The organism is Streptomyces sp. NPDC058525 (genome assembly GCF_042719495.1).
Taxonomy (GTDB): domain Bacteria; phylum Actinomycetota; class Actinomycetes; order Streptomycetales; family Streptomycetaceae; genus Streptomyces.
This window is the reverse complement of sequence record NZ_JBHXNP010000152.1, coordinates 1-16094: the sequence shown is the minus strand read 5'-3', so window position 1 is coordinate 16094 and position 16094 is coordinate 1. Positions and strand designations below refer to the sequence as shown.

Annotated in this window: 1 protein-coding gene and 2 pseudogenes; all 3 read right to left on the bottom strand. The window is 74.0% G+C overall.

Going from position 1 to position 16094, the window contains the following annotated elements; all coding sequences use genetic code 11:
- A pseudogene (locus ACFWP3_RS39455) lies at window positions 1-3110 on the bottom strand (type I polyketide synthase); the annotation flags it as partial.
- A gap of 123 nt (window positions 3111-3233) precedes the next feature.
- Window positions 3234-14063: pseudogene (locus tag ACFWP3_RS39450) on the bottom strand (type I polyketide synthase); the annotation flags it as partial.
- A gap of 57 nt (window positions 14064-14120) precedes the next feature.
- The coding region (locus tag ACFWP3_RS39445; protein ID WP_384231247.1) for a beta-ketoacyl reductase at window positions 14121-16094 on the bottom strand (1974 nt) is incomplete at its 5' end.

The window sequence follows — 16094 nt, the reverse complement described above, 5'->3', positions numbered from 1 at the left end:
GTCCGCGAACCGGCCTCACCCGGACCACCGACCGCGACCTGAACCCGCACACCACCCTGCTCCGGCACCACCAACGGCACCTCGACCGACAGCTGCTCGACGACGCCGTAGCCGAACTCGTCGCCCGCCCGCACCGCGAGGTCGACGTACGCGGCACCGGGAACGATCGCCACGCCGTCGATCGTGTGGTCGGCCAGCCAGGGGTGGGTGCGCAGCGACAGCCGCGAGGTGAAGACCAGGCCGTCGGACTGCGGCAGCCGTACCGCCGCACCCAGCAGCGGGTGGTCGGCGCCGGCCAGTCCGAGGGAGGCGGCGTCGGTGGCGGACTCGCCGGGCTGGAGCCAGTAGTGCTGGTGGTCGAAGGCATAGGTCGGCAGGTCCACGCGCGCCGTCGTCTGCGGCAGGACGCCGCTCCAGTCCAGCGCGACACCGCGGACGAACAGTTCGGCCATGGAGGCGTACAGGCGGCGCAGGCCGCCGTCCTCGCGGCGCAGCGAACCCGTCACGACCGCCTGGGCGTCGGCCTCGTCTACCGTCTCGGTGATCGGCTGGACCAGCACCGGATGGGCGCTGACCTCGACGAACACCCCGTGACCCTGACCGAGCAGCTCCGCCACGGCCGGACCGAAGCCCACCTGGCCGCGGAGGTTGCGGTACCAATAGTCGCCGTCGAGGACATCGGAGTCCTCGATCCAGCTGCCCGTGACGGTGGAGTAGAACGGCACCTTGGGCGCCTGGGCGCCGACTCCGGCCAGCGTCTCGGCGAGCGCCTCACGAATCGCCTCGACGTGGCGGGTGTGCGAGGCGTAGTCCACCGCGACGCGGCGGACCCGGACGCCTTCGGCTGACAGGGCTGCCAGGGCCTCGTCGAGCGCCTCGGCGTCACCGGCGATGACCACGGAGGACGGCCCGTTGACGGCCGCGACCTCGACGCGGTCGGCCCACGGCTCGATCCGTGCGACCGCCTCGACCTCGCTGAGCGCGACCGAGGCCATACCGCCGCGACCGGCCAGGTCCTTCGCAATGGCCTGGCTACGCAGGGCCACAACGCGAGCGGCATCCTCCAGCGAGAGCGCACCGGCCACACACGCGGCCGCGATCTCACCCTGCGAGTGCCCCAGTACGGCATCGGGCTTGACGCCCGCGGACGACCAGACGGCCGCCAGACCGACCATCACGGCGAAACTCGCCGGCTGGAGGACGTCGACGCGCTCGATGAGCTCGGGATCGGCGTCGCCGCGCAGGACGTCGATCAGCGACCAGTCCACGAAGGGGGCGAGGGCGGCCGCGCATGCGGCGATCCGCTCGGCGAACACCGGGGAGGAGTCGAGCAGTTCGCGGCCCATGCCCGCCCACTGCGAACCCTGGCCCGGGAACACCCACACGACCTTGCCGGGAGCTCCGGAGCCCACCGCGCTGCCGGTGACCGCACCGGGCGCGTCCTCGCCGCGCTCCAACGCGCGCAGCCCGGCCAGCGCTTCGGCGGTCGAGTCGGCCACGACGACCGCACGATCGCCGAAGACCGCACGCTCCGTGAGCAGCGCCCCGGCCACGTCCGCGAGCGACACCGCGTCGGCGCTCGCGGCGCCCTCGGCGCCCTCGATGAACGCCGCGAGCCGTCCGGCCTGGCCGGCCAGCGAACCGGTGCTGCGCGCCGACACCACCAGCGGCACCACACCACCCGCAGGGGCGGCCTGCTCCTCGGCGGTGGCCTCCGCCTCCTCGTCGGGCGCCTCCTCCAGGATCAGGTGCGCGTTCGTCCCGCTGATGCCGAAGGACGAGACACCGACCCGGCGGGGACGGCTGCCCCGCGGCCACTCCCGGGCCTCGGTGAGCAGCTCGATGGCCCCGTCGGTCCAGTCCACCTGGCTCGTGGGGGCGTCCACGTGCAGGGTCGCCGGGAGCACCTCGTGCCGCAGGGCCTGCACCATCTTGATCACACCGGCGACGCCCGCGGCGGCCTGCGTGTGGCCGAGGTTCGACTTCGACGATCCGAGCCACAGCGGCTGCTCGGGGTCCCGGCCGCGCCCGTACGTGGCCAGCAGTGCCTGTGCCTCGATCGGGTCGCCCAGGGTCGTGCCGGTGCCGTGCCCCTCCACCGCGTCCACGTCGGAGGGCGAGAGCCCGGCATTGGCCAGTGCCTTGCGGATGACCCGCTGCTGCGACGGGCCGTTCGGGGCGGTCAGACCGTTCGAGGCGCCGTCCTGGTTGAGGGCGCTGCCGCGCATCACGGCCAGCACCCGGTGGCCGCGTTCCCGCGCCACCGACAGCCGTTCCAGCAGGACCACGCCCACGCCCTCGGACAGGCCCATGCCGTCCGCGCCGTCCGCGTACGCCTTGCACCGCCCGTCGGCGGCCAGGCCGCGCTGCCGGGAGAAGGCCATGAAGGTGCCGGGCGTGGCCATGACCATCACACCGCTGGCCAGCGCCAGGGAGCAGTCGCCCTGCCGCAGTGCCTGCGCGGCCAGGTGCATGGCGACCAGCGAGGACGAGCATCCGGTGTCGACGGAGACCGCGGGGCCCTCGAAGCCGAGGACGTACGAGACGCGGCCCGACGCCACGCTCGACGCCGTCGCCGCGCCCGCGAAGGCCTCCAGTTCCGGCGCGACCGAGCCGCCGGCGGTCCCGTAGCCCTGGGCGGAGATGCCGGTGAACACGCCGACGTCGGTGCCCTTCAGCGCGACCGGGTCGATGCCGGCCGCCTCCAGTGCCTCCCAGGAGGTTTCCAGCAGGAGCCGCTGCTGGGGGTCCATCGCCAGGGCCTCGCGCGGCGATATGCCGAAGAAGCCGGCGTCGAAGAGGCCGGCGTCGTGGACGAAGCCGCCCTGGCTGACGTACGAGGTGCCCGCGCTGTCGGGATCCGGGTCGATCAGGGCTTCGAGATCCCAGTGACGGTTGTCGGGGAAATCGGAGACGGAGTCGCGTCCGTCGACCACCAGCTTCCACAGGTCCTCGGGCGAGGACACACCACCCGGGTAGCGGCACGCCATGGAGACGATGGCGATGGGCTCCCGCGCCTGGTCCTCGACCTCGCGCAGCCGCTTGCGGGCATCGCGGGCGTCGGCGATGGCCCTCTTGAGGTAGTCGCGGAGTTGTACCTCGTCAGCCACTGAATTCAGCTCCCAGGAAATCGATGTGTGCGAATGCTGTGGGTGGTGGTGGTGTGCTCGGTGCCCGCACCGTCATGCGGGCCGTACGGCCGGGCCCACCCGGGCCCGGCCGTACGGTCCGGCTCAGTCGAGCCGGTCGAAGATCGCGAACAGATCCTCGTCACTGGCGGTTTCGAGGTCCTCGTCGGACACGTCCGCCGTTGCCCCGGCTCCGGTGGAACCGCCTGCCGCCTCAGCCGCCTTGAGGAGCTCCCGCAGGCGTTCGGCGATCCGGTCCCGGGCCTCCTCGTCGGACGCCGCGGACTCGATGGCCGCGTCGAGACCGGCGAGGCCGGCCAGCACCGAGTCGGCGGGCGACGCCTTGTCGACCGCGAGCTCGTCGCACAGGTGGCGGGCGAGCGCGATCGGCGTGGGGTAGTCGAAGACCAGCGTGGCCGGAAGCTTCAGGCCCGTCGCCTCACGCATCCGGTTGCGCAGTTCCACCGAGGTGAGCGAGTCGAATCCGGCGTCCTTGAACGCCGTCTCCGCCCGCACGCCTTCCAGCCCGGAGTGCCCGAGCACGACCGCGATCTGAGCACGCACCAGGTCGAGCAGCAGAGCCTCCTGCTCCGCCGCACCGAGCCCGGCCAGCCGGTCGGCCAGCTGCCGGCGGTCGTCGCCGACGGCCGCCGCCTGCGCCTGCTGCCGGCCCACGCGCACCAGGCCGCGCAGCAGGTGCGGAACCCCGCCGCCTGCCGCCGCCTCGGCGCGCGCACCCCGTACGTCCAGCTTGACCGGCACCAGCAGTGCCTGCCCGGAGCCCAGGGCCGCGCCGAACAACTCCATGCCCTCGGCCGGCCCCAGCGCCGTGATGCCCCCGCGTCCCTCACGCCGGCTCATCTGAGCCTTGGTGAGGTCGTCGATGGTGTCCCCCAGGTTGGTGGCCGTGTCCCACGGTCCCCAGGCGAGCGACAGGCCGTGCAGGCCAGCCGCTCGCCGGTGGGCCATCAACCCGTCCAGGAAAGCATTGGCCGCGGCGTATCCGCCACTACCAGCTCCCATAAAGACTGACGACGCGGAGGAGTAGACGATGAACGCGTCGAGGTCGGTGCCGCGGGTCAGTTCGTCGAGGTGGCGCACCGCGTTCACCTTCGGCGCGTACACCTTCGCGAGCTTCTCCGGGGTCAGGGTCCCGACCACTCCGGCGTCGAACACACCGGCGGTGTGGACGACTCCGGTCAGGCTGTGCTCGGCCGGCACGGAGGCCAGCAGTGCCTCCACCTGGGCGCGGTCGGACACGTCGCAGGCCACCACCGACACCGTGGCGCCCTGCTCGGTGAGTTCGGCGACCAGGTCCGCGACGCCGTCGGCGTCGGGGCCCTTGCGGCTGGCGAGCATCAGATGGCGCACCCCCTGCCGGGTGACCAGGTGGCGGGCGGCCAGTGCGCCCAGCGAACCGGCGCCGGAGACCAGGACCGTGCCTTCCGGCCGGAAGACCGCGGTGCCGTCCGCCGCCTCACCGGCGATCCGGGCGAGCCGGGGGACGGAGAGGGCGGTGCCGCGGACCGCGACCTGCGGCTCGCCGCCGGCCAGTACCGCACCGAGTACGAGTTCCACGGTGCCGTCGGCGCCCGGGTCGGTGTCGAGCAGGACGATCCGGTCCGGGTTCTCCGACTGCGCGGCCCGCACCAGACCCCACACGGCCGAGCCGGCCGGGTCGGTGACCGTGCCGCCGCCGGCGGGGACCGCACCGCGGGTCAGGACGACCAGCCGCGACTCCTCCAGCCCGGCCCCGGCCAGCCACGCCTGGACGACCTCCAGCACGCGGGTGGACAGGGCCAGTACGGCGTCCTCGCCGTCGCCGCCGACCGCGTCGAGGACGGCAGCCGCCGGGACGCCGAGGCCAGAGGCCGCGTCGTCGGTGAGGGCCGCCACGTCGTCGGCGCCGCCCACCGGCACCCACCAAGGCGAAGGCTCCAGGCCCGCGTCCGTGGACAGCTCGGTCCACTCCACGCCGAACATGGAGGAGCGGCTCTCGTCGGCTGCCGCGGCGTCCAGCTGCTCGACGGACACCGGCCGGGAGACCAGCGAGTCCATCGTCACGACCAGGGCTCCGGTCGCGTCCGCGGCCTCGACCGACAGCGCGTCGGGGCCGCACGGGGCGACCCGTACGCGCAGTGCGGAGGCGCCTGCGGCGTGCAGGACGAGCCCGTTCCACGCGAACGCCAGGACCGGCTCGCGGGATTCGTCCTCGGCCGCGCCCGCCGCCGCACCGAAGGTGCCGGCCTGCAGGGCCGCGTCGAGCAGCGCGGGGTGGATGCCGTACTTGTCGGCTTCCTTGCGCTGCTCCTCGGGCAGGACGATCTCGGCGAAGACCTCGTCGCCGCGCCGCCACACCGCCCGTACGCCCTGGAACGCCGGACCGTACGCGAACCCGCTCTCGATCAGATCGGCGTACAGGTTCCCGGCGTCGACCGGCTGGGCACCGGCCGGCGGCCAGGCGGCGAAGTCGAAGCCGGTACCGCCCGCGGGGGCCGATGCCGACAGCGTTCCGGTGGCGTGCCGCGTCCAGAGGTCCGCGCCGCCCTCGGTCACGGCGTCCTCGCGCTGGGAGTAGACCTCCACCGTGCGCGAGCCGTTCGCACCCGGGCCGCCGACCGCGACCTGGACGCGTACGCCGCCGGTCTCGGGCACCACCAGCGGTGCCTCGATCACCAGCTCCTCCAGGACCCCGCAGCCGGCCTCGTCACCGGCGCGCACCGCGAGTTCGAGCAGTCCGGTGCCGGGAAAGAGGACCACGCCGCCGATCGTGTGGTCGGCGAGCCAGGCGTGGGTGCGCAGCGAGAGCCGCGAGGAGAAGACCAGCCCGTCGGACTGCGGCAGCCGTACGACCGCACCCAGCAGCGGGTGATCGGCGCCGGCCAGTCCGAGGGAGGCGGCGTCGGTGGCCGACTCACCGGGCTGGAGCCAGTAGTGCTGGTGGTCGAAGGCGTACGTGGGCAGCTCCACGCGGGCCGCCTTCTGCGGCAGGACCGCGGTCCAGTCCACGGCCACACCGCGGACGAACAGCTCGGCCATGGAGGTGAGCAGGCGGCGCAGGCCGCCGTCCTCGCGCCGCAGCGAACCGGTCACGACCGCATCGGTGGTGCCGGTGCCGTCGACGGTCTCGGTGATCGGCTGGACCAGCACCGGGTGCGCGCTGACCTCGACGAACACCCCGTGACCCTGCTCGGCGAGGTACGCCACGGCCGGACCGAAGCCGACCTGGCCGCGGAGGTTGCGGTACCAGTAGTCACCGTCGAGGACGTCGGAGTCCTCCACCCACGTGCCGGTGACGGTGGAGTAGAACGGGACCTTCGGCGCCAGGGCGACGACTCCGTCCAGGGCTTCGGCGAGCGTGTCGCGGATGTCCTCGACGTGCCGGGTGTGCGAGGCGTAGTCCACCGCGACCCGGCGGACGCGGACGCCCTCGGCGGCCAAGGCCTCCAGGGCCTCGTCGAGCGCCTCGGCGTCACCGGCGATGACCACCGACGACGGCCCGTTGACCGCGGCCACCTCGACCCGGTCCGCCCACGGCTCCAGACGGGCGAGCGCCTCGTCCGCAGTCAGCGCGACCGAGGCCATGCCGCCGCGCCCGGCCAGGTCCTTGGCGATGGCCTGGCTGCGCAGCGCGACCACGCGCGCCGCGTCCTGGAGCGAGAGCGCGCCCGCGACGCAGGCGGCGGCGATCTCGCCCTGCGAGTGGCCGAGGACCGCATCGGGCGTGACCCCGACCGACTCCCAGACCGCGGCCAGACCCACCATCACCGCGAAGCTCGCAGGCTGGAGGACGTCGACCCACTCCATGAGCTCGGGGGCGGTCTCGCCGCGCAGCACCGCCGTCAGCGACCAGTCGACCCACGGCTCCAGAGCAGCGGCGCATTCGGCGATCCGCTCGGCGAACACCGGTGAGGAGTCCAGCAGTTCGCGGCCCATGCCCGCCCACTGCGAACCCTGGCCCGGGAACACCCACACGACCTTGCCGGGGGCACCCGGACCGTCGCTGCCGACCACCACACCGGGAGCGTTCTCTCCCCGCGCCAGTGCCCGCAGCCCCGGCAGGGCCTCCGCGGCCGAGTCGGCCACGACGACGGCACGCTCGCCGAAGACCGTACGGTCCGACACCAGCGCCCCGGCCACATCGGCCGGCGACACCGCGTCGGCGCCGTCGATGAACGCGGCCAGCCGCTCGGCCTGACCCGCGAGCGAGCCGGCGCTGCGCGCCGACACCACCAGCGGTACGACGCCCGCGGGCGCCTGCGCTTCGGCGGCGGCCTCGGCCGGCGCCTCCTCCAGGATCAGGTGGGCGTTCGTGCCGCTGATGCCGAACGAGGAGACGGCCGCCCGGCGCGGACGGCCGCCCCGCGGCCAGTCCCGGGCCTCGGTGAGCAGCTCGATGCCGCCCTCGGACCAATCCACCTGGGTGGTGGGCTCCGCCACGTGCAGCGTGGGAGGCATGACCCCGTGCCGCAGCGCCTGCACCATCTTGATCACGCCCGCCACACCTGCGGCGGCCTGCGAGTGACCGATGTTCGACTTCAGCGAACCCAGCCACAGCGGCTGCTCCGGGTTCCGGTCGCGGCCGTACGTGGCCAGCAGCGCCTGCGCTTCGATCGGGTCGCCCAGCGCCGTACCGGTGCCGTGCCCCTCGACCACGTCCACATCGGACGGGGCGAGACCCGCACTGTCCAGGGCCTTGCGGATGACCCGCTGCTGCGAGGGGCCGTTCGGGGCGGTCAGGCCGTTCGACGCGCCGTCCTGGTTGACGGCGCTGCCGCGCAGCACCGCCAGCACCCGGTGGCCGCGCTCTCGCGCCACCGACAGCCGCTCGAGCAGCACCACGCCGACGCCCTCGGACAGCACCGTGCCGTCCGCGCCGTCCGCGTACGCCTTGCACCGGCCGTCGCCGGCCAGGCCGCGCTGCCGGGAGAAGGCCGTGAAGCCGCCGGGCGAGGCCATGACCATCGCGCCGCCCGCGAGCGCCATCGAGCACTCGCCCTGGCGCAGGGCCTGCGCGGCCAGGTGCATCGCGACCAGCGAGGAGGAGCAGGCCGTGTCCACGGTGACCGCGGGGCCTTCGAGGCCGAGGACGTACGAGACGCGGCCCGAGGCCACGCTCGACACCGATCCGGTGACCGCGAAGCCCTCCAGCTCCGGCGCGTCCGCGCCGACCCCGTAGCCCTGTCCGGACACTCCGGAGAACACGCCGACGTCGGTGCCCTTCAGCGAGACCGGGTCGATCCCGGCGCCCTCCAGCGCCTCCCAGGAGGTCTCCAGCAGCAGACGTTGCTGCGGGTCCATGGCGAGGGCCTCGCGCGGCGAGATCCCGAAGAAGCCCGCGTCGAACTGCGCGGCGTCGTGCAGGAATCCGCCCTTGCTCGTGTACGAGGTGCCCGCGCTGTCGGGGTCCGGGTCGAAGAGGCCGTCGAGGTCCCAGCCGCGGTCGTCGGGGAAGAACGACACCGCGTCCCGGCCCTCGGACACCAGCCGCCACAGGTCCTCGGGGCCTGCCACGCCACCCGGCAGACGGCAGGCCATGCCGACGATCGCGAGCGGTTCACCCGCATCGGCCACGAGGGGCGCCGACGCCGCGGATGCCGAGGCAGGCGCCGACGCGGACGCCGACGCGGGGGCTACGTCGCCGAACTCCTCGCGCAGGTAGCGGGCGAGGGCCAGCGGGGTCGGGTAGTCGAAGACCAGCGTGGCCGGAAGCTTCAGGCCGGTCGCCTCGCGCAGCCGGTTGCGCAGCTCCACCGAGGTGAGCGAGTCGAAGCCGACGTCCTTGAACGCCATCTCCGCGCGGACGCCCTCCGGCCCGGCGTGGCCGAGCACGACCGCGGCCTGGGCCCGGACCACGTCGAGGAGCAGGGTGTCCTGTTCCGCCGCGGTCAGCCCGGCCAGCCGGCCGGCCAGCCCGCCTTCCGTGGTGGCCGCCGCCCGGGCGACCTGCCGGCCGGCCCGTATCAGGCCGCGCAGCAGGTGCGGGACTCCCCCGCCGGATCCGGCTTGGCCGCGCAGGGTCTTCAGGTCCAGCTTGATCGGCACCAGCAGCGCGTGGTCCGTGTGCAGGCCGGCGTCGAAGAGGTCCAGGCCCTCCTCCGCCGTGATCTCCAGTACGCCGCTGCGGCTCGCGCGGGCCTGGTCGACGCTGCTGAGGTTCGCGGCCATGCCCAGGGTGCGCTCCCACAGGCCCCAGGCGAGCGACAGGCCGGGCAGGCCCGCCGCGCGACGGCTCGACATCAGGCCGTCGAGGAAGGCGTTCGCCGCCGCGTAGTTGCCCTGGGCGCCACCGCCGAACACGCCCGCGACGGACGAGTAGACGACGAAGGCGTCGAGGTCGAGGCCGCGGGTCAGCTCGTCGAGGTGGCGCACCGCGTCCACCTTCGGCGCGAACACCGCCGCCAGCCGCTCCGGGGTCTGCGCCGCGATCACACCGTCGTCGAAGACACCCGCGGTGTGCACGACACCGGTCAGGCGGTGCTCGGCCGGCACGGAGGCCAGCAGCGCCTCCACCTGGGCGCGGTCGGACACGTCACAGGCCACCAGCGATATGGCGGCGCCGTGCTCGGTGAGTTCGGCGACCAGGGCCTCGGCGCCCTCGGCGCCGGCGCCCCGACGGCTCGCGAGGACCAGGCTCCGTACGCCGTGCCGGGTGACCAGGTGACGGGCCACGAGGGCGCCGAGCGCCCCGGTGGCACCGGTGACCAGGACCGTGCCCTCGGGTCCGAAGACCGCGGGGGCGTCCTCGGTGTGGCCGCCGGCCCGGACGAGCCGGGGGACGGACAGCGCCGTGCCGCGGACCGCGACCTGCGGCTCGCCGCCGGCCAGCACCGCGCCCAGCACCGGCTCCACATCGCCGTCACCGGCGGGGTCGGCGTCGATCAGGACGATCCGGTCCGGGTTCTCCGCCTGAGCGGCCCGCACCAGACCCCACACGGCCGAACCGGCCGGGTCGGTGACCGCGTTGGCGGCGCCGGCGGGGACCGCGCCGCGGGTCACCACGACCAGCTGCGACTCCTCCAGCCCCTCGCCGGCCGTCCATGCCTGGAGGACACCCAGTACGCGGGAGGACAGGGCCAGTACGGCGTCCGCTCCGTCGCCGCCGACCGCCTCCAGGACCGCCACGGCCGGAGCTGCGGCGTTCCCTGCCAGGGCCTCCACATCGGCGGCCGTGGTGACCGGCGCCCACGACGGCGCGGGCTCCATGGACTCGGCCGGGGTCAGCTCGGTCCACTCCACGCCGAACAGCGAATCGGCGACCGCGCTGTCCGCGGCCGTCTCCAGCTGCTGGGCGGACACGGGCCGGGACACCAGCGAGTCCATCGTCACGACCAGGGCTCCGGTCGCGTCGGCGGCCTCGACCGTCAGCGCGTCCGGGCCGACCGGTGCGACCCGTACGCGCAGCGCGGAAGCGCCAGCGGCGTGCAGGACGAGCCCGTTCCACGCGAACGCCAGCACCGCCTCGCCGGACTCCCCGTCCGCCGTGTCGGCCGGACCGGCGAAGGTGCCGGCCTGCAGGGCCGCGTCGAGCAGCGCCGGGTGGATGCCGAACCGGTCGGCCTCCTTGCGCAGTTCCTCGGGCAGGACGACCTCGGCGAAGACCTCGTCGCCGCGGCGCCACACCGCCCGCAGACCCTGGAACGCCGGGCCGTAGCCGAAGCCGCGCGCGTCGAGGTCGGCGTAGAACTCCCCGACCTCGACGGCCTGGGCACCGGCCGGCGGCCAGGCGGCGAAGTCGAAGCCGGAACCGGCCGCGGAGGCGGATGCCGACAGCATTCCGGTGGCGTGCCGCGTCCAGGCGTCCGCGCCGTCCTCGTCGACGACGGCGTCCTCACGCTGGGAGTACACCTCCACCGTGCGCGAACCGTTCGCACCCGGACCGCCGACCGCGACCTGCACGCGTACTCCGCCGGTCTCCGGCACCACCAGCGGCGACTCGATCACCAGCTCTTCGAGAACGCCGCAGCCGGCCTCGTCACCGGCGCGCACCGCGAGTTCGAGCAGTCCGGTACCCGAGAGCAGGACCACGCCGCCGATGGCGTGGTCGGCGAGCCAGGGGTGGGTGCGCAGCGACAGGCGCGAGGTGAAGACCAGGCCGTCGGACTGCGGCAGCCGTACGACCGCGCCCAGCATCGGGTGGTCGGCCGTGGCCTGTCCGAGGGAGGCGGCGTCGGTGGCCGACTCGCCGGGCTGGAGCCAGTAGTGCTGGTGGTCGAAGGCGTACGTCGGCAGCTCCACGCGCCGGGCCGCCGCCTGCGGGAGCACGGCCTTCCAGTCCAGCGCGATGCCCCGGACGAACAGCTCGGCCATCGAGGCCAGGAGGCGGCGCAGGCCGCCGTCCTCGCGCCGCAGCGAACCCGTCACGACCGCCTGAGTGTCGGCCTCGTCTACCGTCTCGGTGATCGGCTGGACCAGCACCGGGTGGGCGCTGACCTCGACGAACACCCCGTGACCCTGCTCGGCGAGGTACGCCACGGCCGGACCGAAGCCGACCTGGCCGCGGAGGTTGCGGTACCAGTAGTCACCGTCGAGGACATCGGAGTCCTCGACCCAGCTGCCCGTGACCGTCGAGTAGAACGGCACCTGCGGCGCCTGGGCATTGATCCCGGCCAGCGTCTCGGCGAGCGCCTCGCGGATGTCCTCGACGTGCCGGGTGTGCGAGGCGTAGTCCACCGCGACCCGGCGGACGCGGACGCCCTCGCCGGCCAAGGCCTCCAGGGCCTCGTCCAGCGCCTGGGCATCACCGGCGATGACCACCGACGACGGCCCGTTGACCGCCGCGACCTCAACCCGGTCGGCCCACGGCTCGATCCGCGCGACCGCCTCGGCCTCGCTCAGCGCGACCGAGGCCATACCCCCGCGACCGGCCAGGTCCTTGGCGATCGCCTGGCTGCGCAGGGCGACCACACGCGCCGCGTCCTCAAGGGAGAGCGCACCCGCCACACACGCGGCCGCGATCTCACCCTGCGAGTGACCCAGTACGGCATCGGGCTTGACGCCCACAGACGACCAGACGGCCGCCAGACCCACCATCACCGCGAAACTCGCGGGCTGAAGGACGTCGACCCGCTCCATCAGCTCGGGCTCGGTCCCCCCGCGCAGGACATCGATCAGCGACCAGTCCACGAACGGCTCCAGGGCCGCCGCGCACTGCGCGATCCGCTCCGCGAACACCGGCGAGGCGTCCAGCAGTTCGCGGCCCATGCCCGCCCACTGCGAACCCTGGCCCGGGAACACCCACACGACCTTGCCCGGCTTGCTCGAACCGGCCGCGCTGCCGGAGACCACTCCGGCCGCGTTCTCGCCGCGCGCCAGGGCCTGGAGCCCGGCCAGCGCCTCCTCGTTCGTACCGGCGACCACCACCGCGCGGTCGCCCAGCAGTGCGCGGTCCGTGAGCAGCGACCCGGCCACGTCCGTCAGCGACACCGCGTCGGCGCCCTCGGCGCCCTCGACGAACGCCGCCAGCCGCCCGGCCTGGCCGGCCAGCGAACCGGCGCTGCGCGCCGACACCACCAGCGGCACCACACCACCCGCAGGAGCGGCCTGCTCCTCGGAGGCGGCCTCCGCCTCCTCGGCGGGGGCCTCCTCCAGGATCAGGTGCGCGTTCGTCCCGCTGACGCCGAACGCGGACACGCCGGCCCGGCGCGGGCGGCCGTTCTGCGGCCACTCCCGTGCCTCGGTCAGCAGTTCCACGGCGCCCGCCGACCAGTCCACCTGCGGGGTGGGCGAGTCGACGTGGAGGGTCGCCGGGAGCACGCCGTGGCGCAGGGCCTGCACCATCTTGATGACACCGGCCACACCGGCGGCCGCCTGCGTGTGACCGATGTTCGACTTCAGGGAGCCCAGCCACAGCGGCTGCTCCGGGTTCCGGTCGCGGCCGTACGTCGCGAGGATCGCCTGCGCCTCGATCGGGTCGCCGAGGGTCGTGCCCGTGCCGTGCGCCTCCACCGCGTCCACGTCGGACGGGGTGAGACCGGCTCCGGACAGCGCCTTGCGGATGACCCGCTGCTGCGAGGGACCGTTGGGGGCGGTCAGGCCGTTCGAGGCACCGTCCTGGTTGACCGCGCTGCCGCGCAGCACCGCCAGCACCCGGTGGCCGCGCTCACGCGCCACCGACAGCCGCTCCAACACCACCACGCCGACACCCTCGGCCCAGCCGGTGCCGTCGGCAGCCGACGAGAACGCCTTGCACCGGCCGTCCGCGGCCAGGCCCCGCTGCCGGGAGAACTCCACGAAGGCACCCGGCGTCGCCATCACGGTCGCACCGCCGGCGAGCGCCATCGAGCACTCGCCCTGCCGCAGCGCCTGCGCCGCCAGGTGCATCGCCACGAGCGACGAGGAGCACGCCGTGTCCACCGTCACCGCCGGGCCTTCGAGCCCGAGGACGTACGAGACACGGCCCGAGGCCACGCTCGACAGCGTCCCGGTGACCCCGAAGCCCTCGGCCTCCGGCGCGTCCGCGCCGGCCCCGTAGCCCTGGGTGGACGTCCCGGAGAACACTCCGACGTCGCTGCCCTTCAGCGAGACCGGGTTGATGCCGGCCGCCTCCAGGGCCTCCCAGGACGTCTCCAGCAGCAGCCGCTGCTGCGGGTCCATGGCCAGCGCCTCACGCGGCGAGATCCCGAAGAAGCCCGCGTCGAACTGCGGAGCCTCGTGGAGGAATCCGCCCTGGCTGGTGTACGAGGTACCCGCGTGATCGGGGTCCGGGTCGAAGAGCCCCTCCAGGTCCCAGCCGCGGTCGTCGGGGAAGGACGTCATCGCGTCCCCGCCCTCGGACACCAGGCGCCACAAGTCCTCCGGCCCCGCAACGCCACCCGGCAAACGGCACGCCATGCCCACGATCGCTATCGGCTCGCGGGAAGCGCCGAGGAGCTGGCGGTTCTGCTTCTTCAGCGAACCGACCTCTTCGAGCGACTTCCTTAGCGCCTCGACGACCTTTTCATACGACGCACTCACTTAACTGCCCCAATCATTTCGCGGTTTCGAAGGACTTCAGTCGCCGAGCGCCATCGACACGAGGTCGTCGACGTCGAGATCGGCGATCGCCGCTTCGTCGTCGTCGGCTTCGTCGGAAGCACCGATTTCCAGTTCGCCGTCGCCGAGGGCGACCAGCTTGACCAGGGCATCCATCAATCCGGCTTCCCGGAGCCGGGCCAGCGGGAGGGTGGCGAGTGCGTTCCGCAGCCGCTCCTCGTCCACTTCCGAGTCCATCGCGCCGCCGTCCGGGAGCAATTCGTGGTGCAGGTGCCGGGCAAGGGCCAGCGGGGTCGGGTAGTCGAAGATCAGCGTGGCCGGAAGCTTCAGTCCGGTCGACTCGCACAGCCCGTTGCGCAGTGCCACCGAGGTGAGCGAGTCGAATCCCGCTTCCTTGAAGGCCGTTTCGGCGCCCACTCCGTCGGGCCCGGCGTGGCCGAGCACGACGGCGGCCTGGGCGCGGACCAGGTCGAGGAGCAGCTCCTCCTGTTCCGACGCGGTGAGCCCGGTCAGGCGACGGAGCAGCCCGCCGTCCGTGGCGGACGCCGTCCGCGCCACCTGCCGGCCGGCCCGTACCAGGCCGCGCAGCAGGTGCGGGACTTCCCCGCCGGCCGCCGCCTGGCCGCGCAGGGTCTTCAGGTCCAGCTTGATCGGCACCAGCAGCGCCCGGCCGGAGCCGATGGCCGCGTCGAAGAGCTCGGTGCCCTCCGCGGCCGCGAGCCGCAGGCCGCCGGTGCCGGCGGTCTGCTGCCACTGGCCCCAGGCGAGGGACTGCCCGGGCAGGCCCGCCGCGCGACGGCTCGACATCAGGCCGTCGAGGTAGGCGTTGGCCGCGGACTGGTTGCCCTGGCCGGCCGACCCCATGAGCGAGGCGGCGGACGAGAAGACGACGAAGGCTTCGAGGTCGAGGCCTCGGGTGAGCTCGTCGAGGTGGCGTACGGCGTCCGCCTTCGGCGCGAACACCGTTGCCAGCCGCTCCCCGGTCAGCGCGGTGATCACGCCGTCGTCCGGCACACCGGCGGTGTGTACGACACCGGTCAGCGGGTGCGCGGCCGGGACCGAGGCAAGCAGGGTCTTCACCTGGTCGCGGTCGGACACGTCGCAGGCCGCCACCGATACGGCGGCGCCGTGCTCGGTGAGTTCGGCGACCAGGGCCTCGGCGCCTGCGGCCTCGGCGCCCTGCCGGCCGGCCAGCACGAGGCTCCGTACGCCGTGCCGCGTGACCAAGTGACGGGCGATGAGGGCGCCCAGCGTCCCGGTGCCGCCCGTGATCAGGACCGTGCCTTCCGGCCCGAACACCGCGGGCTCACCGGCGGTTTCGCCGTCGGCCCGGACGAGCCGGGGCGCGGAGAGGGTGGTGCCGCGGACGGCTACCTGCGGCTCGCCGCTCGCGAGCACCGCACCGAGCACCAGCTCCACGTTGCCGTCGGCAGCGGGGTCGGTGTCGATCAGGACGATCCGGTCGGGGTTCTCGACCTGCGCGGCCCGGATGAGGCCCCATACGGCCGAGCCGGCCGGGTCGGTGACCGCGCCGTCGCCGGCGGGCACCGCGCCCCGGGTGGCCACGACCAGCCGCGACTCCTCCAGGCCGGTCGCGGCCAGCCACGCCTGCACCACGGTCAGTACGCGGGTGGACAGGGCCAGGGCGGCGTCGTCGCCGTTGCCGCCGACCGCTTCCAGCAGCGCCACCACCGGCACCTCGGTGCCCGCGGCCAGGGCGGCCACCTCGTCGGCCGTGGCCACCGGCGCCCACCACGGGGAGGGGTCGGCACCGTCGGCCAGGGACAGCTCGGACCACTCCACCGCGTACAGCGAGTTGGCGATCGCCGTGTCGGCCGCGGTGTCCAGCTGCTCGACGGACACCGAGCCGGACACCAGTGAGTCCATCGTCAGGACCAGGCCGCCGGTCTCGTCGGCGGCTTCGACGGACAGCGCGTCCGGGCCGACCGGGGCCAGCCGCACCCGCAGCGCCGAAGCACCCACGGCATGCAG